Raw genomic sequence first — 19,423 nt, forward strand, 5'->3', positions numbered from 1 at the left:
CCTGGCCGACATCCTCGGCCAGGGCTGGGGGTCCCTGGTCGGGGGCGAGGAATAGGCCAGAAAGGACTTTTACCCACAAGATTGTCGTGTAAGTAAAAGTCGGGTTAACCCTGCTATTTCGTAATAAGGCAGCATTGGTGGTGGCTGGCTCGCGGCGACCGGGAGGAACCGGCCGGCGGCCCGCGCAGGCTGCCGGTGACCCTCAGGCGAACAGGTCGACCGCGTTGCCGTCCGGGTCGTGCACGATGGCGTAGCGCTGGCCCCACACCGCGTCCCACGGCTCCTTGTGCCCGTGGTAGCCGAGGCCGGTGAGCCGGCCGTACGCGGCGTCGACCTCGGCGGCCGACTCCAGCCTGAAGGCCAGGGCGATCCGGTGGCCGCCGGTGGGCCGCTCCCAGCCGGGGTCGAAGGACCGGACGGTCTCCTCGGTGTCCCAGGCGAGGCGCAGGCCGCCGGGCAGTTCCGTCTCGGCGTGCGGCAGCGCGTCCGCGCTCGCGGGCAGGTCGAGACCGAGGTGCCGGTAGAAGGCGAGGGACCGGGCCATGTCCCGCACGACGATCCCGATGAGGTCGATGGTGGCTTTCATATGTCTTCCTTCTGCTGGGATACGAACTGGCGATACGGACTGGGGAGACGGATTCGGAGAGTCTAGGAGCCGGTCGGCCGCCCGGTCTTGCACGAATCGGTCACCGGGCGTACGGCGGGCCACGCGCCGGCGTCCCTCACGGCCGGTCGGACCGCGTCCGGCCGAGGGGTACCTAGGAACGACAGGACCACCCTGACCAGGTGTGTACGACATACCGTGTGGGCATGGAAAGCGACCGGCTTCTCGGTGAGTTCCTGCACGCCCGGCGCAGGGCCACCACCCCGGCGCAGGCGGGGCTGGACGTCGGCGCCTCCCGGCCCCGCGGGCTGCTCAGGGAGGAGGTGGCCATGCTGGCCGGGGTCAGCACCGCCTACTACATCCGGCTGGAACAGGGGCGCGAGCGTCACCCGTCCCGCCGGGTGATCAATTCCCTGGCCCGGGTGCTCGGGCTCGACCCGGAGGCCACGGCCCACCTGCACGAGCTGGCCAGGCTCCCGCAGCGGCAGCGGGTGCACGGGCGGCCGGAAGCCGTCAGGCCGATCCTGACCTGGCTGATACGGAGCCAGCCGTACACCGCGACGCTGGTGGTCAACCGGTGGATGGACGTGCTGGCCGCCAACCCGCTGGCCACCGCCCTGTACGACGGGCTGGAGTGCTGGGACAACCTGACCCGGCTGGCCTTCCTCGACCCGGCCGCCCACGATTTCTACCACGACTGGGAGGACGTCGCCCGGATCAGGGTGGCGAACCTGCGGGCCGCCGCCGTACGGGATCCCGAGCATCCCTACCTCACCGAACTCGTCGGCGAGCTGACCCGCGAGAGCGCGGACTTCCGCCGGCTGTGGGCGCGCGGAGAGATGTTCGACCCTTCCTGCACGGGCAGGCGCCTGCACCATCGGGAGGTGGGCGAGCTGGACCTGTCCTGCGGGCAGTTCCAGATCAACCGCGCGCCCGGCCAGCAGCTGTTCTCCATGCACGCCGAGCCCGGCAGCGCGTCGGCGCAGCGCCTGGTCCTGCTGGGCAGCCTCGCCGGCACGGTGTGACATCCCGGGCGGCGGGTGGGCTGCGCCGCCTTCGACCGGCGGGCCCCGGATGCCCCCGGTGGCCGCCGGTCGAAGGCGGACGTTCCGGCGGCCGTCAGCCCTTGATCTCGCAGATGGCGGATCCGGCGGTCACGGTCGCGCCCACCCGGGCGGACAGGCCGGTCACGGTGCCCGCCCTGTGCGCGGTCAGCGGCTGTTCCATCTTCATGGCTTCGAGCACCACCACGAGGTCTCCCTCGGCCACCTCGGCGCCGTCCTCGACGGCCACCTTGACGATGGTGCCCTGCATCGGCGAGGTCAGCGTGTCACCGCTCACCGCGGCCTGCGCCCGTCCCCGGGATCCGCGTCTGGGCTGCGCGGCCCGCCCGTTCGCCGCCCCGTGCCCGGTGGTCCCCCGGCCGGTCGCGCCGAAGCCGGCGGGCAGCACGACCTCCAGCCGCCTGCCGCCGACCTCGACGACCACGGTCTCCGTCTCCGGCGGCGCGGCCGTCTCCGCGGCGCCCGCGTAGTGCGGGAGGGTGTTGGCGAAGCCGGTCTCGATCCACCTGGTGTGCACGGCGAAGGAGCCGCCGTCGCCGATGAAGGCGGGGTCCTCCAGGACGGCCCGGTGGAAGGGCAGCACGGTGGGCATCCCCTCGACGGTGAACTCCGCCAGCGCCCGCCGCGCCCGCTCCACCGCCTGCGCCCGGTCTGCGCCGGTGACCACCAGTTTGGCGAGCAGCGAGTCGTACACACCGGGGACGGTCTGGCCCTCGGCGAAACCCTCGTCCACCCGGACACCCGGTCCCGACGGCGGACGCCAGCGGGTGAGCGTCCCGGGTGCGGGCAGGAAGTCGCGGCCGGGGTCCTCGGCGTTGATCCGGAACTCGATGGAGTGGCCGCGTCCCACCGGGTCGTCGTAGCCGAGCGGCTCCCCCGCGGCGATCCGGAACATCTCCCTGACGAGGTCGACGCCGGCCACCTCCTCGGTGACGGGGTGCTCGACCTGGAGGCGGGTGTTGACCTCCAGGAAGGAGATGACGCCGTCCTGCCCGACGAGGAACTCGCAGGTGCCGGCGCCGACGTAGCCGGCCTCGCGCAGGATGGCCTTGGAGGATCGGTAGAGCGTGCGGACCTGCTCCTCGGTGAGGAAGGGCGCGGGGGCCTCCTCGACCAGCTTCTGGTGGCGGCGCTGGAGAGAGCAGTCCCGGGTGCCGACCACGACGACGTTGCCGTGCGCGTCGGCCAGGCACTGGGTCTCGACGTGCCGCGGGCGGTCGAGGTAGCGCTCGACGAAGCACTCGCCGCGGCCGAAGGAGGCGATCGCCTCGCGCACGGCCGAGTCGTACAGGCCGGGGATCTCCTCAAGGGTCCTCGCCACCTTGAGGCCGCGCCCGCCGCCGCCGTACGCGGCTTTGATCGCGACCGGCAGGCCGTGCTCGCGGGCGAAGGCGACCACCTCCGCCGCGTCCGCCACCGGGTCGGGGGTGCCCGCGACCAGCGGCGCGCCGACCTTCTGCGCGATGTGCCTGGCGCGCACCTTGTCGCCGAGGGCGTCGATCGCGGCGGGCGGCGGCCCGATCCAGGTCAGCCCCGCGTCGATGACCGCCTGGGCGAAGGCGGCGTTCTCGGCGAGGAACCCGTACCCGGGGTGCACGGCGTCCGCGCCCGACCGCCGGGCGATGTCCAGGATCTTGCCGATCGCCAGGTAGGTCTCGGCCGGGGCGGAGCCGCCCAGGGCGTACGCCTCGCCGGCCATCCGGGCGAACGGGGCGTCCCGGTCCGGGTCCGCGTAGACCGCCACGCTGCCGAGACCGGCGTCCCGGCAGGCGCGGACGACGCGGACGGCGATCTCCCCGCGGTTGGCGACGAGCACCTTGCGCAGTGCGCTCACAGCAGCCCTCCAGGCTCGCTCACAGCGGGATGTTCCCGTGCTTCTTCGGCGGCAGGGACGCCCGTTTGTTCCTGAGCAGCCGCAGGGACCTGATGACCTGGCCGCGGGTGTCGCCCGGCCGGATCACGGCGTCGACGTAGCCGCGCTCGGCCGCCTGGTAGGGGTTGGCCAGCGTGTCCTCGTACTCGGCGACCAGCTTGGCGCGCAGGGCCACGGGGTCGTCGGCGGCGGCGAGTTCCCTGCGGTGCAGGATGTTGACCGCGCCCTGGGCGCCCATCACCGCGATCTGCGCGGTCGGCCAGGCGAGGTTGACGTCGGCGCCGAGATGCTTGGAGCCCATGACGTCGTAGGCGCCGCCGTACGCCTTGCGGGTGATCACGGTGACCAGCGGGACGGTGGCCTCGGCGTAGGCGTAGAGGAGCTTGGCGCCGCGGCGGATGATGCCGTTCCACTCCTGTTCGGTGCCGGGCAGGAAGCCGGGCACGTCGACCAAGGTGAGCACCGGGATGTTGAAGGCGTCGCAGGTGCGGACGAAGCGCGCGGCCTTCTCCGAGGCGTTGATGTCGAGGGTGCCGGCGAGCTGGGTCGGCTGGTTGGCGACGACGCCCACCGGGCGGCCGTCCATCCGCCCGAAGCCCACGATGATGTTGGGCGCGAACAGCGCCTGGACCTCCAGGAAGTCCCGGTCGTCCAGCACCGACTCGATGACGACCCGCATGTCGTAGGGCTGGTTGGGCGAGTCGGGCACGAACGCGTCGAGTGCCGCGTCGCCCGCGGTGAGCTCCGCGCCGGACGCCCCCGCGCCGGACGGCGCCTCGTCCAGGTTGTTGGACGGCAGGTAGGACAGCAGCGCCCTGACGTAGTCGAGCGCGTCGTCCTCGTCGGCGGCCAGGTAGTGCGCGTTGCCTGACCTGGTGTTGTGCGCGCGGGCGCCGCCGAGCTCCTCGAAGGTGACGTCCTCGCCGGTGACCGTCTTGATCACGTCGGGGCCGGTGATGAACATGTGCGAGGTCGAGTCGACCATGACGGTGAAGTCGGTGAGGGCCGGGGAGTAGACGTGCCCGCCGGCGCAGGCGCCCATGATCAGGGAGATCTGCGGGATCACCCCGGAGGCGCGCACGTTCCTGCGGAAGATCTCGCCGTACAGGCCGAGCGAGACGACGCCCTCCTGGATCCGCGCCCCGGCGCCCTCGTTGATGCCGATGATCGGCGATCCGGTCTTCAGGGCGAGGTCCATGACCTTGCAGATCTTCTCGCCGTAGACCTCGCCCAGGCTGCCGCCGAGGACGGTGAAGTCCTGGGCGAAGACGCACACCGTACGGTTGCCGACGGTGCCGTACCCGGTGACCACGCCGTCGCCGGGGACGCGGTTGCGGTCCAGGCCGAAGGCGGTGCTCCGGTGCGCGGCCAGGGCGTCCAGCTCGACGAACGATCCCTCGTCGAGCAGCCGCTCGATCCGCTCGCGGGCGCTCAGCCTGCCGCGGGCGTGCTGCTTCTCCGCCGCCCGTGCCCCGGCGGCGCGCACGGCGTCCAACCGGTCCTCCAGCCGGGCGAGACGCCCGGCCGTGCCCTTCAGGTCCATGGACCACCGCTTCCTGGAACTCAGTATCGCTCAGAAGATACTCAGTCCCATCGCGTCCGACAACACCAATGCGGGAGAATGGGGAGATGCCAAGATCGCCCATCCGCCGGCGACTCGCCGAGGCGGCGACCGCGCTGTTCGACGAGCGCGGTTACGACGCCACCACCGTCGACGACATAGCGGCCAGGGCGGGGGTCAGCCGCAGCACCTTCTTCCGGCACTACCGCTCGAAGGAGGACGTGATCTTCCCCGAGCACGACGCGCTGCTGGCGAAGGTCGCCGCCCGGCTGGCGGCCTCGACCGCGGACACCGCCGTCGTGGCCGTGTGCGACGCGGTGCGCATCGTGCTCGCGCACTACGTGGACGACGCCGAGGTGTCGTTGCAGCGTTACCGGCTCGTCGGCAAGGTGCCCGCGCTGCGGGACCGGGAGATCGCCAGCGTCGCCCGGTACCAGCGGCTGTTCCGGGAGTTCGTCGCCGACTGGCTGGACGGCTCCCCGGACGCCGCCCTGCGCGCGGAGCTCATGGCCGCCTCCGTCGTCGCGGCGCACAACCAGGTGCTGCGCGGCTGGCTGCGCGCCGAAGGGCGGCACGACCCCTTCGGTCCGCTGGACCACGCCCTCCAGTACGTCATCACGACGTTCCGGCACCTGGAGAAGCCGCGCGGCCGGGAGACCTCCGACCGGGTCGTGGTGGCCGCCTTCCGCAGCTCCGCCTCGCCGGACACGGTCATGGACGCCATCCGCGCCCAGCTTGACGCGCGCCCCCCGGCGGACAGGTAACCGCCGTTCAGACGGCGGGTTCGCCCAGTGGGCATCTTTGCCGGGCCGGAAAGCTGTCCGCACCGTGGAGAGCATGCGAGACCCAGCAGGCCGTGCACGAGGCCGCGCCGCCGCCCCCGCAAAGGGGGCGGCGGCGCGGCGTGTACGTCAGCCGAGCACGACGTGCCGGAACAGCGTGAGCCACTGGTCCGGGTGGACGTAGGCAACCACGGCCGCCGGGTCGACGCCGGCCCTGGCGAAGGCGTCACCGACCACGCCGGGCGGGTGGCGCCGGCTCAGCGAGGCGTACAGCGTGCCGCCGTGGCCGCCGAAGCCGAGCTCGACGAACTCCGCGTAGTCCGCCAGGGTCCCGGCCGGCAGCAGCCCGGCGGGCCTGCGCTCGATGCGCATGATCGCCGAGTCGGTCTGCGGCACCGGCCGGAACCGTTCCCTGTCGATGCGGCCGTGCAGCTCCCAGGCGTACCGCGGCCAGGTGGTCACGGTCAGCCTGCTCCACCGTCCGTAGTCGCCGGTGCGTTTGCGGGCGTACTCCCACTGGGTCACCAGTGTGGCCGAGGTGAGATCCGGCGCCCGCAGGCACCACCGGACGATGCCGGCGGTCACCGAGTACGGGATGTTGCCCACGACCGCGAACGGCCGGCCGGGAGCCCTGGCGGTGGTGAAGTCGCCCCGGGCCACCTCGATCCGGTCGTCGTCGCGGGTGCGGGCGGCCAGCCTTCCGGCGAGCAGCGGGTCGATCTCGTAAGCGATCACCTTCCGGCAGTGGTCGGCCAGCGCACGGGTCAGGTGCCCCTCCCCGGCGCCGGGCTCCAGGATCAGGCCGTCGCGCGCGGGCCGCGCGGCCCGGACGATCCTGCCGATCTCGGCGGCGTCGGTGAGGAAGTTCTGGGAGAACTCGCGGCGGCGATCCCGGCCGGGCCGGGTATGCCCGCCGCCGTTCCTGACCTGCTTCTGGGTGTGTGAATGGTCTCCGTGTGCGAATGAACGCGTCACAGCTGTCGCCCCTATGGGTCCGAGAGAGATGGGTCTCGGTGGCCCTGGGCACGCGTGCGGGACGCCTCGCCTCGGTTTTCGTCTGAGGAGGTTGCGTCCTAGCGGGCCAGGGCCCGGGTGACGCGAGGCCTCACGACCCGCCCCACCACGAGCGGGGCGTTCAACAGTGCCTGATTCATGCGGGAGAGGTTAGGGATCAGGGGTACGGCCTGCCAACTGGTTTTCCGGCGGCCGGTTCACACCTGGAGGTCGAGGCGCATGTACAGCCGCAGCCGGGAGACGCCTCCGGGGTGGTCCAGCACGATCCGGTCGCAGAGTTGGCGGATCAGCCACAGGCCGTGCCCGCGCAGCGCGGCGTGGTCGGGTTTGGGCTGGCGGAGATGGCGGGCGGTCAGGCCGCCGGCCGTGTCGGTGATCTCGGCGGTCACCTCCGCCCGGTCGCTGGTGATGGTCAGCGTGCCCCGCCCGCCGCCGTGTTCCAGCACGTTGATGGCCGCCTCGTTGACCGCGATCACCAGGTCGCCCAGCCGCTGCCCGGACAGCCCGGCCTTGGCGCCGTAGTCGTGGACCTGCGCCCGCAGCCCGGACAGATCGTCGGTGATGGGACGGCTGACGTCACCGGCGCTCACGCCGGTGTCGTCCGGTCTTCCTCGGCGATGATCGATGAAACCGTCACCCCCGGGCTCAGGCCGGAGTCGCATCGGTCGACCTGCCCTCGCCGGTGCCGCCGCGGGGCAGCACCTCGGCCACGGCGGCCTTCAGGGCCTCCTCCACGGTGGCCTGCACGGCGAGATGGTCTCCGGCGTGGGTGAGCTGGAGGACGCGGGCCGGCATCGGCTGCACGGCCGCCAGGTGCACCCGGCCACCGTGGCGGCGGGCGAAGGCGTGCGCGTTGAGCAGCACCCGTAGCCCCGCGCTGTCCATGAAGCTCAACTCGGCCAGGTCGAAGACCAGGTGGTCGCCGGGATCCTGGCGGGCCTGGACGACGAACTCCTCCAGGCCACCGGTGACGGTGGCGTCGAGCTGCCCGCTGAGGGCGATCAGCACGATCCCGATGGGCAGCCGCCAGCTGGACACGCTGAGATGCTCCATCGATCTCCGGCCGCCGTCGGCGGCCTGCGGAGGATAGTCGGCCACCGACAACATACTAGGGGCGGACGCCCCCGGGCCGGGAGCTCGGCACCGCGGGAATCCGCCCGGCCGCCCCGCCCGAGAGGGGCTCCCAACCCCTACGGCGACGCCCGCGGACGCCCGGACTTCGAGGAGCATTTCCTATTGGATATTTCGTGCATGCTCCTCGGAATGGACTACGCTCGTCAACACCCCCGGTCGACTAAGGAGCGCGGATGACCAGCGAGATGGAGCGCCGGCTGAAAGGCCAGGTGCCGCCCGCGCGGCGCACCGTGCTCACCGAGGACGTCTACGAGCACCTCAAGACGCTGATCATGGACGGCGAGCTCGCCCCCGGGGCCAGGGTCAACATCTACGCGGTGGCCCGGCTGCTGGACGTCTCGCAGACGCCGGTGCGGGAGGTCCTCGCCCGCCTGGAGTCCGACGGGCTGGTGACCAAGGAGCCGCTGCGCGGTTACTCCGTCGCCCCGGTGCTCACCCCGGCCCAGGTCACCGACCTGTACGACCTCCGCCTGCTGCTGGAGCCGTGGGCCGCGGGCCGGGCCGCCGCGGCGGTGACGGCGGCCGGCGCGCAGCGGCTGCGCGCGGAGCTGGAGAGCCTGGCCGGAGCGCCGGAGGGCACGAGCTACCAGCAGTACCGCGCCATCCAGGGGCACGACGCCCGCTTCCACGACCTCATCGCCGAACTGTCGGGCAGCGAGGCGGTCCGCGACGCGCTGGAGCGCACCCACAGCCACCTGCACCTGTTCCGCCTGGACTACCCCGGCAGGGACAGCGGGGAGCCGACCCTCGACGAGCACCACGCGATCGGGGAGGCCGTCATCGCGGGCCGGCCCGAGGAGGCGGAAACCGCCATGCGCGACCACCTCTCCCGCGCCAGGAACCGCTTCCTGTCGGCCTGACGGCCCACCGACGCGGCGCCGGGCGGCCTGCGCGATCGGTCGGCGCGATCGGTCGGGACCATCGGCCTGCGCGATCGGTCGGCGCGGTGCCGGGTGGCATTCGCGACCGGTTGGCGCGAACCGGGGTTCAGCCGGTGCGGTCCCGGCCGGGGGCGGCGCCGGACGACTCGCCGAGCACCATGGCGGTCCAGGCGGCGGGGATGTCCATCGGATCGACGCCGGTCACCAGCGGGGCGAGCGCCTCGGCGGCGTAACCGGCCGCCGCCGGGGGGGCGCGTACGTCCAGCCGGTGCCGGTCACGCCGCCCGCCGTGACGTGCGCGACCACCAGGGTGGTGGCGTCCCAGGCGAGGGTGCCGTCGCCCTCGGGCCGGTCGGTCGGCACCCGGTACGCCGCGGCACGCACCCGTTCGATCACCCTCTCCACCGCCGCCCTCTCCCGCCGCACGGGCTACCCGGCGGGAGAGGGCGTAACGAGGGCCGCGGTAAAGCCCCCGGGTGGCGGGCGCTCTCAGAGGTCGGCGAGCAGGGACACCGGGTGCTCGACGCAGTCCGCGACGTAGCGGAGGAAGCCGCCCGCCGTGCCGCCGTCGCAGACCCGGTGGTCGAAGGTGAAGGACAGCTGGGTCACCTTGCGCACGGCGAGCGCCCCGCCGACCGCCCACGGCTTGTCCACGATGCGGCCGACGCCGAGGAGGGCCGCCTCCGGGTGGTTGATGATGGGGGTGGAGCCGTCCACGCCGAAGACACCGTAGTTGTTGAGGGTGAAGGTGCCGCCGGTGAGCGCGGACGGCGGGAGGCCGCCGGTACGGGCCAGGCCGGTCAGCCGGGTGAGTTCCGCGGCGAGTTCGGCCGTGGTCAGCCGGTCCGCGTCCCGGACGACGGGGACCACGAGGCCGCGTTCGGTCTGGGCGGCGAAGCCGAGGTGCACCCGGGAGTAGGTGACGATCTCGCCCCGCTCGGTGTCCACCTGGGAGTTCAGGTCGGGGAAGCGGCCGAGCGCCCTGACGCAGATGCGCGCCAGCAGGGCGAGGAGGCCGATCCGCGCGTCCGGGGCCGTGGTGCGCAGCACGTCCCTGGCTTCCAGGAGGCCGGTGGCGTCCACGTCGACCCAGGTGGTGGCGTCCGGGATCTCCCTGCGGCTGCGGGCCAGCTTCTCGGCCACCGTCCTGCGCACTCCGCGCAGCGGTACGCGCCGCACCCCTTCCTCGCCGGCCGTCCGCGCTTCTTCCACGGCCCGCTCCACGTCCCGCCGCAGCACGATCCCGGCGGGGCCGCTGGGCGTCAGCGTCGCGAGGTCGATCCCGTGCTCCCGGGCCGTCCGCCGTACCAGCGGCGAGATCACCCGCACCGCGCCCTCCCCCGCACGTACCCCGCCCCCGCCCGCCACACGCGCCGCGGGCGTCGCGGGCGTCGGCGGGGCGGGCGTCGCAGGCGTCTGCGGGCCTGTGGACGCGGACGCGGGCGCGTCCGTGCGGAGCGCTCGCCGGCGGGCGCGGCGGGACACGGCGTGTCCCGTCCCGTACCCCACGAGCACGTTCCCCGAGCCCGCCCGCTCCTCCTCCCGGTACCGCTCGGCGGCCCCGTCCACCGCCGCGGCGGGCGTGCCGGTGGGACCGGCGTCGGCTGCCGCGGGGGTGTCGGCGGGGGGCGCGGTCTCCGCGGTGGTGGCGACGGTGATGAGGGGTTCGCCTACCGAGACGGGGGCGCCTGGGACGGCGTGGAGGGTGAGGACCCTGCCCGCGTAGGGGACGGGGAGTTCCACGGCGGCCTTGGCGGTCTCGACCTCGACGACGATCTGGTCGACGGTCACCGTGTCACCGGCCGCGACCCGCCATTCGACGATCTCCGCCTCGGTCAGCCCTTCACCGAGGTCGGGCAGCAGGAACGTGCGGCCGGTCACGCGGCGCCCTCGATCCGGCCGCCGAGGTGGCGCAGGTCGGGGGTGTCGCCGAACTGGAGGCGGTCCACGGCGTCGAGGACGCGGTCCACTCCGGGCAGGTGGGCGTGTTCGAGTTTCGGCGGCGGGTAGGGGATGTCGAACCCGGCCACCCGCAGGACCGGCGCGGCCAGCGAGTGGAAGCAGCGTTCCTGCACCCGGGCCGCGATCTCGGCGCCGACCCCGGCGAACCCCTGCGCCTCCTGGAGCACCAGGCAGCGGCCGGTCCGCCGGACCGACGCGGTCACCGTCTCGTCGTCGAACGGCACGATCGTGCGCAGGTCCACGACCTCCAGTTCGACGCCCTCGCCGGCGGCGACCTCGGCGGCCTCCAGCGCCACCGGGACCGAGGGGCCGTAGGCGACGAGCGTGGCGTCCCGGCCCGGCCGCCGGACGGCCGCGCGGCCGAACGGCGCGGCCCCGCGCCGGGTCAGGTCGGCCTCCTGCTTGGACCAGTAGAGCTTCTTCGGTTCCATGAAGACGACCGGGTCGGGGTCGGCCACGGCGTCGCGGAGCAGCCAGTAGGCGTCCTCCGCGGTGGCGGGGGTGACGACCTTGAGGCCGGGCGTGTGCGCGTAGTACGCCTCGCTGGAGTCGCTGTGGTGCTCGACGCCGCCGATGCCGCCCGCGTACGGGATGCGGATCACCATCGGCAGGGACATCAGGCCCCGGGTGCGGTTGCGCAGCTTGGCGACGTGCGAGGCGATCTGCTCGAACGCCGGGTAGGCGAAGGCGTCGAACTGCATCTCCACCACCGGCCGGAACCCGCCCATGGCCATGCCGACGGCGAGCCCGACGATCCCGGACTCGGCGAGGGGGGTGTCGAAGCAGCGCTCCTCGCCGAAGTCGCGGGTCAGGCCGTCGGTGATGCGGAAGACGCCGCCGAGCGGGCCCACGTCCTCACCGAAGACGAGCACCCGCTCGTCCTGGCTCAACGCGTCGCGCAGGGCGGTGTTGAGCGCCTGCGCCATGGTGACCTTGGCCATGGTCAGCCCTCCTCGGCGGTCAGTTCGGCGGCGAGCAGCGCGCGCTGCTCACGCAGTTGCGGGGTGGGTTCGGCGAAGACGTGGTCGAAGAGTTCCAGCGGGTCGCCCACCGGTTCGGTGTCCATCGCGGCGCGCAGGTCCGCGGCGGCCGTCTCGGCCTCGGCCCGCGCCCGTTCCACGTCGTCGGCGGTCAGCTCGCCCCTGGCCAGCAGGTGGGCCTCCAGCCGGGCCAGCGGGTCGGCGCCGGCCCACTGCTCGACCTCGGCCGCGTCCCGGTAGCGGGTCGCGTCGTCGGCGTTGGTGTGCGCGTCCATCCGGTAGGTGTGCGCCTCGACCAGGGTCGGCCCTCCGCCGGCGCGGGCGCGTTCCATCGCGGCCGTGAGCACGGCCAGCACGGCGACCAGGTCGTTGCCGTCCACCTGCTCGGACGGCACGCCGTACCCGACGCCCTTATAGGCCAGGGACGGCGCCGCCGACTGCCGGGCCAGCGGCACCGAGATCGCGTACTTGTTGTTCTGCACGAAGAACACCACGGGGGAGGCGAAGACGGCCGCGAAGTTCAGCGCCTCGTGGAAGTCGCCCTCGCTGGTGCCGCCGTCCCCGACCAGCGCCAGCACCGCGCCCGGCTCGCCGCTGCGGCGCAGGGCCTCGGCCATGCCGGCGGCGTGCAGCACCTGGGTGGCCAGCGGCGTGCACTGCGGCGCCACCCGTACGGCACGCGGGTCGTAGCCGCAGTGCCAGTCGCCGCGCAGCAGGGTCAGCACCTGCACGGGGTCCAGCCCCCGGGCGACCAGCGCCACGGAGTCGCGGTAGGTCGGAAAGAGCCAGTCGTGCTCGCCCAGGACGAGCGCCCCGGCGACCTGGCACGCCTCCTGGCCCCGGCTGGAGGGGTACACGGCGAGCCTGCCCTGCTTGGTCAGGGCGGTGGCCTGCGTGTCGAAGCGCCGCCCGGCCACCATCCGCCGGTACGCCTCGCGGAGCAGCCCCGCGGGCGGCTCGGTGTAGCCGCCGGGCGGTCTGGCGACGGCGGTGCCGTCCTCCGCCACGAAGCGCACGGGCGCGGCGGACGGCAGCAGCCCCTGCGCGGTCCGCCTGGTGGTCTTCCCCGGCATGAGCACTCGCTTTCTGGTGGACGCTTCGCGGACGAGGCGCTGTATGTTCGTTCGAAAGGTTGGGACGGCGACGGCTCGGAAGAGAGAGCGACATGTCTTCGGAAGCGGGGGAAGCGGGTTCCGGTCCCGGGCGGACGTTCGCGCCGCTCGACGAGACCGATCGGGCGATCATCGCCGAGCTGCGCAGGGACGGGCGGGTGTCCATCCGGGCGCTCGCCGAGCAGGTGCACATCTCCCGGGCCAACGCCTACACGCGGCTGAACCGGCTGCTGGCCGACGACGTGATCAGCGGCTTCACCGCACGGCTCAACCCGCAGCGCGCCGGACTCGGCACCAGCGCCTACGTCATGGTGACCATCGAGCAGAACGCCTGGCGGACGGTGTCGCGACATCTGCGCGAGATCCCGTACATCGAGCACTTCGCGATGGTCGGCGGTGACTTCGACATCCTCGTGCTGGTCCGCGCACCGGACAACTCGGCCCTGCGCCAGGTGGTCCTGGAGCGCGTCCAGGAGGTTCCCGGGGTGCGCGCGACGCGGACGTGGCTGGTGTTCGAGGAGGCGCCGGGCCGCGGGGTGGACTGGAGCGCCTGAGCCCGCGGGCGGGCGCCGCCGTGCCACTCCCGGCCGGGTACGCGATCCGCGGGATCCGGTTCCGGTCGCACCATGGCCAACTCACTTCTCGTGGACGATCGCCGTGGACGGCGTGTACCCGAATAGTGAACGAAACCGGACAAGCTGTTCAATAGCCCGCCAAATCTGGCGACGTTCTGCCTGCCGGCCCGGATCCGGCGGGCCAAACGTCTCCGGCGTGGCTGCGGCGGGACCCGGCCACCAGACAAATGGCGCCACCCGCTGAAACCGCTCCGGGAAAGCCGCTCCGGAAAGCCGAAAACGCCCGGCGGCCCCCGGCGCGAAGCCGGTGAAGCCGCCGGACGTCTCCCGGACGCCTCCGGGCGTCTCCGGGCAGAGATCAGCCGATCTCGTCGATCATCTTGCCGGCGTCACGGGTGAGGGTCTGGCGCACCTCGGCGCGTGTCACCAGCCGCTGGTCGGCGACCAGTGTCCGGAAGCCGGCCAGGTGGCGCAGGGCCTTGGCGTCCTTGCCCTGGGCCTCCGCCTTCCTGGCCCTGGTCAGCTCCTTGGTCAGGGTCGTGTGCCCGGGGAGGGAGAGCCAGCCGGTGGCGCGGAAGCGGTCCAGCAGGTTCTGCATGTCCCGCAGCGAGGTCGTGACGGTGAACCTGACGTCCGCCGTCACGGTGTTGCCCGCCCGGTCGTCCGCGGTGACGGCCACCGCGTGCGGCGTCAGGGACTGGGTGAACAGCGGCAGCACGGAGCCGGCGGCGAGCGCGGAGCCGTCCAGCGTGCCGGCGGTGGTGCGTACCCCGGAGGTGGCGTCCACCGCCTGCCAGGTGATGCGCAGGTCCTGGGAGTCGCCGTACACCTCCCCGTCGGACACGCCGGAGACCATCAGGGTGGGCCGGGTGCCGTCGATCTTGAGCACGGCGGCCTTCTCCTGCTCGGCGGTGCCCGAGACATCCGTGGCCCGGTAGCGCAGTTCGTGCTCGCCGTCCCCGGCGACGACCACGGCCTCGCCGGCGTACTCCCGCCACTCCCCCCGGTCCAGGGAGTACTCGACGCGGGCGACGCCGGAGGTGGCGTCCTGCGCGGCGAGGAGCACCGGCACGTCGCCGCCGCTCCAGCCCGCGTCGTTGGGCGCGGCGAACGACGCGGTCGTCTGCGGCGCGGTGGTGTCGATCCTCAGGGTGAGCGTCCTGGCCTCCTCCACGTTGCCCGCGCCGTCCCGGGAGCGGTACTCGAAGGCGCGCGAGCCGTCCCCGCTGACCAGCACCGGCTCCGTGTACGGGGTCCAGGCGCCCGCGTCGAGGCGGTACTCGGTCGCCGCCACGCCCGAGTCGTCGTCGGTGGCCGACAACGCCACCTCGACCGGGCCGGAGGTGTGCCAGCCGTCCGCCCCTTCGGGCTCGGCCGCCTCGGCCTCGGTGACCGGCGCCGTCCGGTCCGCGCCCCGGGCGGGGTTGAGCCGGAACCGCTGGTTGTCGCTGTTGGTGCAGTTCCACTGGATCACCCGGGCGCCGTCGGCCTGGGAGACCCCGTCCACGTCGAGGCACAGCCCGTTGGCCGCCGAGGTGATCTTGTAGGTGTCCCCGGCCGGCACCGCCTCGAACCGCTGGTGCACCTGGTGGGCGTGGCCGGCGGGATGGCAGCTCCACTGGACGAGCTGGGCGCCCGCGGTGGGGGTGCCGCCGGGCACGTCGAGGCACTTGCCGCTCAGCGCGTTCCTGAACTGGTACCCGCCGGCGGCCGGGATCGCCTCCCACCGCTGCTCGGCCCCGCTGCTCGCGCCCATCTGGACGATGAGCGCGTCGTCGGCGGTCGAGCCGCCCTGGACGGCGACGTTCTTGCCGCTGTGCTGCGCGGTGAGGGTGTAGAAGCCGGGCTCGGGGCCGCCGCCCGCGTCCCCGCCGGCGAACTGCACGGCGTCCAGGTCGAAGCCGTTGTCGCGGCCGTTCCTGAACACGGCGTAGATCGTCGTGCTGCGCACGCCGGAGTTCACCTGGACCGGCGGCGTCATCTGGTAGTTGTTCCAGTCGCCGGTGTTCGGCACGGGGGTGGTGGCCAGCAGGGTGCCGGTGGGCGAGCCGGCCCGCAGTTCGATGGAGCCGCCGCCGAACGGCGTGGACACCCGGTAACCGACCGACGTGATCCCGTTCAGGTCCATCGGGGTGAACGCGATCCAGTCGTTGTCGCTGATGTCGCCGATGCGCCTGCCGCTCTCCGCGCCCGCCTGGTCGATCACCCGGACGCCGGACATCGCGGTGAAGTACTCGGCCTGCTTGCGCTTGGGCTGGAGTACCACCTTGGCGTACCCGGTGAGCGCGTCCTCGCCCTCGTCGGTGTAGCGGGCGTTGATCACGTAGTAGAGGTCGGCGCCCTCGGGGTGGCCGCCGAGGTCGCCGGTGGAGATCGTGCCCTGGCAGCCCGGATGCTCGGCGGTCTCGTGCTCGTGGTCGTCGTGGCCGAGCGCCGGGACGGCGAGCACCCGGTCGCAGTCGATCGTGCCGTCCTCGGGGTCGGTCACCTCGATCGTGTACGGCACGTCCTGGCCGAACTCGATCAGCGTGCCGTCCAGGGGCGTCTCGACGGTGACCGTGGGCGAGGTGTTGCCCGCGGTGATCTCGATGTTGGCGAAGCCCTCCCTGCCGGTGTTGTCGGTCACCCTGAGCTGGGCGGTGTGGCGTCCGGCCTCCTGGTAGACGTGGGTCGCCGAAGGCTGGGAGGAGTCGAAGTCGCCGTCGCCGTCGAAGTCCCAGGCGAAGGTGATCGGGTCGCCGTCGGGGTCGGCGCTGCCCGCGCTGCCGAACTCCACGGTCAGCGGGACCGGGCCGTCGGTGCGCGAGGCGGTGGCCCTGGCGACCGGGGCGCGGGCGCCCGCGGAGTAGTCGATCCGGTAGAGCCCGGAGTCGTTGTTGCCGCCGCCGAAGGAGCTGCCCCACTCCAGCAGGTACATCGACCCGTCACGGCCGAAGGTGACGTCCATCGGCTTGACGAACGGCTGGTTCGCCAGGAAGTCGTTGACCTTCAGCACCTTGTCGTCGGCGTCGAGGTGGACCTCCTTGACGTAGTTGCGGGCCCACTCGTAGAAGAAGCCCACGCCGTCGAAGTAGGCGGGGAACTTCGTCTCCGACGGGTTGTCCTCGTCGTAGCGGTAGACGGGCCCGCTCATCGGGGCCGCGCCGCCCGATCCCAGTTCGGGGAAGCCCGGCGAGACGCCGTAGCCGTACCACATGACGGGCTGCCGGAGCGGCGGCAACTCGGTCAGCCCGGTGTTGTTCGGCGAGTCGTTGACCGGGTTGGCGCAGTCGAACTTCGGCCCGACGACCTTGGTGTCCGGGTTGTAGGGCGCGTACGCCTGGTTGTCGCCGTGGCAGAACGGCCAGCCGAAGTTGCCCGCCTCCTTGATGACGTTGTACTCGACCAGGCCCTCGGGCCCGCGGTTCGTGGCGGGCGCGCCGCGGTCCGGGCCGTAGTCGGCCACGTGCACGTACCCGGTCTCCTGGTCCACGGTGAACCGGAACGGGTTGCGGAAGCCCATCGCGTAGATCTCCGGCCTGGTCTTCCCGGTGCCGGCCGGGAACAGGTTGCCCTCGGGGATGTCGTAGCCGCCGTCGTCCTTCGGCGTGATCCGCAGGATCTTGCCGCGCAGGTCGTCGGTGTTCCCCGCGGTGCGGGCGGCGTCCAGCATGTGCCGGCCGGGACGCCAGTCGAGCGGCGCGTAGCCCTGCCAGTCCGGCGACAGGTTCGGCGGGACGTCGTCACCGGTGCTCAGGTAGAGGTCGCCGTCCGGGCCGAACTCCACCGCGCCGCCGGTGTGGCCGGGCTCGGGGTAGGTGTCCTGCCGGTAGGCGGGCACTTCGAGGATCTGTTCCTCGGTGGCCGGGTCGATCGTGTCGCCGCTCACCGTGAACCGGGAGAGCCGGTTGACGTCCTCGTCGCTGGTGGCCGGCGACCAGTAGACGTAGATCCAGCCGTTGTCGGCGAAGTCCGGGTCGAGCTCCATGCCGACCAGGCCGTCCTCGCCGCCGGTGTACACGTCCAGGGTGGCGGCGGTGACCGTGGTGTGGGTGTCCGGCTTGAAGATCTTGATCTCGCCGCGGCGCTGGACGTAGAAGACCCTGCCGTCGGCGGCGACGTCGAGTTCCATCGGGTCGGCGGTGTTGTCGTCCAGGGTGATCTTCTCGAAGCTGCTGTGCACGGTGCCGCCGCAGTCGCCCTCCTCGACACCGGCGGCCCAGCCGATGCCGCCGAGCACGTGCTCGCGGAACAGCGGCTCGCTGTAGGCGGCGGTCTCGTGGCCCATCGCGGTGGCCCACACCTTGCCGCCCTCGGCGTCGCGGCACCAGGAGATCGGGTGGTCGGCGCCCATCGCGGAGCCGCCCGGGTTGTAGGTGGTCTCGTCGGCGGTCACCAGGACGTGCACGTCGCCGCGCGGGTTCGGCGCGAAGTTGTACCACTCCTCGGCGCGCTGCCAGCGCGGCGGCAGGTTCCGGGTGGAGGGGTGGACCCGGTCGGCGACCTTGGCGGTGCCCTGCAACGTGCCCGGTGAGTGGGCGGGCATGTGCGCGCCGCCGTTGATCAGGTCGTCCCACCAGGGGAACTCGTTCTCGATGCCCATGTCCAGGGCGTTGTGCACGGCCACCACGCCCTTGCCCGAGCGTACGAAGTTCTGCACCGCCTGCCGCTGGGCGTCGTTCTCCCAGACCATGCCGGAGTTCTGCAGCATGATCAGCACGTCGAACGTCGCCAGGTTGGCGTCGTCGAACACGCCGGAGTCGGCGGACTGCACGACCTCGAACCCGTGCTCCTGGGCGAGCTGCCGGACCATCTGGATCCCGGCCGGGATCGACCCGTGCACGTAGCCGACGGCCTTGGTGAACAGCAGCGCGCGGAAGGGCTCGTGCCGTACGGCTTCCGCGCGAGCCGTACCGGCGAGGGCGGTCAGGAGCAGGACGGGGAGGAAGAGGGCAGCGAGTAATCGGCGCATGTCGCATCTCCGGTGGGGGTGCTGGGGGGCTGGGAGAGGGACGGTGAGGGGGCCGCGGGAGGGGAGTCTCCTTCCCGCGGCAGGGTGAGGGGGGTCAGAGGGTGCGGAGGAAGGCCAGTCCTTCGACGGCGAGGGCGTCCTGGCTGGGGGCGAGCGGCCGCCAGACGGAGGCCGCGGTGGCGATGGCCTGGTTGTGCGCGGTGAACGACTCGATGACGAGCGGCCCGGTGTAACCGGCGGCGCGCAGGGCCTCGGTGAAGCCGGGCCAGTCGAACTTGTCGGCGCCGGGCGTGCCTCGGTCGGTGCCGCAGACCTGCACGTGCGCGATCCGGCCGGCGGCGGCCCGTACCGCCCGCGCCGGGTCCTTCTCCTCGATGTTCAGGTGGTAGACGTCGAGGGCCAGGCCGGCGTCCTCGGGCAGCAGGTCGAGGGCCTGCTCGACGGTGTTGATCAGGCTGGTCTCGTACCGGTTGAGCGGTTCGACGGCGAGCCGCACGCCGCGCTCGCCCGCGTAGTCCACCACCGGCAGCAGGTTGCGGCGCAGCTCGGCGCGGGCGGCCCCGCGCTCGTCCGGCGTCATCCGCCAGGTCCTGCCGACCGACGCGTAGGCGGGCCCGCCGATCACCGGCGAGCCGACGGTGACCGCCACGTCGACGCAGTGCCGCAGGTAGTCCTGGGTGTCCCGGACGATCTCGGGTGACGCCGCCACGAGCTCCCGGCCCGGCGGCATGACCAGCACCACCGTCGCCGCGAGTCCGTGCCGGGCGAGCAGGTCGGCGGCCCGGTGCGGGTCCCAGTCGCCGGGCCGCTCGACGGGCAGCTCGATGACGTCGAACCCCCACGCGGCGACCCGGGGCACGAGGCGGGCGAGATGGACGCCGGTCAGCGGGGAGACCCACACCCAGGTGTTCACTCCAGCCTGGAACATCC

The 19,423-nt window shown here is 72.7% G+C and carries 16 protein-coding genes; 4 read left to right on the forward strand and 12 right to left on the reverse strand.

Annotated features, from left to right (window positions below; translation table 11 throughout):
* Positions 1–202 precede the first annotated feature (202 nt).
* Positions 203–586 (reverse strand): VOC family protein, encoded by a 384-nt coding sequence (locus tag QSK26_RS11155; protein ID WP_285774971.1) that lies wholly within the window; start codon positions 584–586, stop codon positions 203–205.
* Positions 587–810: 224 nt separating this feature from the next.
* Between QSK26_RS11155 and QSK26_RS11160 the strand changes: the two genes are divergently transcribed.
* Complete coding sequence (locus QSK26_RS11160; protein ID WP_285774972.1) at positions 811–1,629, forward strand: helix-turn-helix transcriptional regulator; 819 nt, start codon at positions 811–813, stop codon at positions 1,627–1,629.
* Positions 1,630–1,723: 94 nt separating this feature from the next.
* On the opposite strand, the gene QSK26_RS11165 is transcribed toward QSK26_RS11160, so the two are convergent.
* Together QSK26_RS11165 and QSK26_RS11170 are read right to left on the reverse strand one after the other, a co-directional pair.
* Entirely contained in the window at positions 1,724–3,493 is a 1,770-nt protein-coding gene (locus tag QSK26_RS11165) for an acetyl/propionyl/methylcrotonyl-CoA carboxylase subunit alpha (protein ID WP_285775097.1), read from the reverse strand.
* A gap of 28 nt (positions 3,494–3,521) precedes the next feature.
* Positions 3,522–5,084, reverse strand: a complete 1,563-nt coding sequence (locus tag QSK26_RS11170) for an acyl-CoA carboxylase subunit beta (RefSeq protein ID WP_285774973.1) — start codon at positions 5,082–5,084, stop codon at positions 3,522–3,524.
* Between the two features lie 86 nt (positions 5,085–5,170).
* Between QSK26_RS11170 and QSK26_RS11175 the strand changes: the two genes are divergently transcribed.
* Positions 5,171–5,866, forward strand: coding sequence for a TetR/AcrR family transcriptional regulator (locus tag QSK26_RS11175; protein WP_285774974.1), 696 nt, complete (start codon positions 5,171–5,173; stop codon positions 5,864–5,866).
* Positions 5,867–6,013: 147 nt separating this feature from the next.
* Here the strand turns inward: QSK26_RS11175 and erm are convergent, their stop codons facing one another.
* From erm to QSK26_RS11190, 3 genes are all read right to left on the reverse strand, one after another.
* Positions 6,014–6,859 carry an ErmE/ErmH/ErmO/ErmR family 23S rRNA (adenine(2058)-N(6))-methyltransferase gene (erm, locus tag QSK26_RS11180; protein WP_285774975.1) on the reverse strand — a complete coding sequence of 282 codons (846 nt, stop codon included), beginning with the start codon at positions 6,857–6,859 and terminating at the stop codon, positions 6,014–6,016.
* A gap of 236 nt (positions 6,860–7,095) precedes the next feature.
* Positions 7,096–7,488, reverse strand: coding sequence for an ATP-binding protein (locus tag QSK26_RS11185; protein WP_285774976.1), 393 nt, complete (start codon positions 7,486–7,488; stop codon positions 7,096–7,098).
* Between the two features lie 55 nt (positions 7,489–7,543).
* Complete coding sequence (locus QSK26_RS11190; protein ID WP_285774977.1) at positions 7,544–7,996, reverse strand: STAS domain-containing protein; 453 nt, start codon at positions 7,994–7,996, stop codon at positions 7,544–7,546.
* 209 nt (positions 7,997–8,205) lie between these two features.
* Here QSK26_RS11190 and QSK26_RS11195 point away from each other — a divergent pair, with 209 nt between their 5' ends.
* Positions 8,206–8,892 carry a GntR family transcriptional regulator gene (locus tag QSK26_RS11195; RefSeq protein WP_285774978.1) on the forward strand — a complete coding sequence of 229 codons (687 nt, stop codon included), beginning with the start codon at positions 8,206–8,208 and terminating at the stop codon, positions 8,890–8,892.
* A 222-nt stretch (positions 8,893–9,114) separates the two neighbouring features.
* Here QSK26_RS11195 and QSK26_RS11200 read toward each other — a convergent pair whose 3' ends face one another.
* The 4 genes from QSK26_RS11200 to pdhA all read right to left on the reverse strand — a co-directional run bounded on the left by QSK26_RS11200 (position 9,115) and on the right by pdhA (position 12,928).
* A complete protein-coding gene (locus QSK26_RS11200) occupies positions 9,115–9,318 on the reverse strand; it encodes a hypothetical protein (protein WP_285774979.1) in 204 nt (67 codons plus the stop codon).
* 84 nt (positions 9,319–9,402) lie between these two features.
* Positions 9,403–10,794, reverse strand: coding sequence for a dihydrolipoamide acetyltransferase family protein (locus tag QSK26_RS11205; protein WP_285774980.1), 1,392 nt, complete (start codon positions 10,792–10,794; stop codon positions 9,403–9,405).
* Entirely contained in the window at positions 10,791–11,816 is a 1,026-nt protein-coding gene (locus QSK26_RS11210; protein WP_285774981.1) for an alpha-ketoacid dehydrogenase subunit beta, read from the reverse strand. Before QSK26_RS11210 ends, QSK26_RS11205 begins: the two co-directional genes overlap by 4 nt.
* 2 nt (positions 11,817–11,818) lie before the next feature.
* Entirely contained in the window at positions 11,819–12,928 is a 1,110-nt protein-coding gene (pdhA, locus tag QSK26_RS11215; RefSeq protein ID WP_285774982.1) for a pyruvate dehydrogenase (acetyl-transferring) E1 component subunit alpha, read from the reverse strand.
* Positions 12,929–13,020: 92 nt separating this feature from the next.
* Here pdhA and QSK26_RS11220 point away from each other — a divergent pair, with 92 nt between their 5' ends.
* Positions 13,021–13,521, forward strand: a complete 501-nt coding sequence (locus QSK26_RS11220; RefSeq protein ID WP_285774983.1) for an Lrp/AsnC family transcriptional regulator — start codon at positions 13,021–13,023, stop codon at positions 13,519–13,521.
* Between the two features lie 379 nt (positions 13,522–13,900).
* On the opposite strand, the gene QSK26_RS11225 is transcribed toward QSK26_RS11220, so the two are convergent.
* Both QSK26_RS11225 and QSK26_RS11230 read right to left on the reverse strand, forming a co-directional pair.
* Positions 13,901–18,493 carry a ThuA domain-containing protein gene (locus QSK26_RS11225; protein WP_285774984.1) on the reverse strand — a complete coding sequence of 1,531 codons (4,593 nt, stop codon included), beginning with the start codon at positions 18,491–18,493 and terminating at the stop codon, positions 13,901–13,903.
* A 94-nt stretch (positions 18,494–18,587) separates the two neighbouring features.
* The gene (locus tag QSK26_RS11230; RefSeq protein WP_285774985.1) at positions 18,588–19,421 is read right to left on the reverse strand and encodes a sugar phosphate isomerase/epimerase family protein; all 834 of its coding nucleotides are present in this window, start codon (positions 19,419–19,421) and stop codon (positions 18,588–18,590) included.
* Between the last annotated feature and the right edge of the window lie 2 nt (positions 19,422–19,423).

This window comes from Microtetraspora sp. NBRC 13810 (assembly GCF_030268685.1).
Classification (GTDB): Bacteria; Actinomycetota; Actinomycetes; order Streptosporangiales; family Streptosporangiaceae; genus BSRQ01.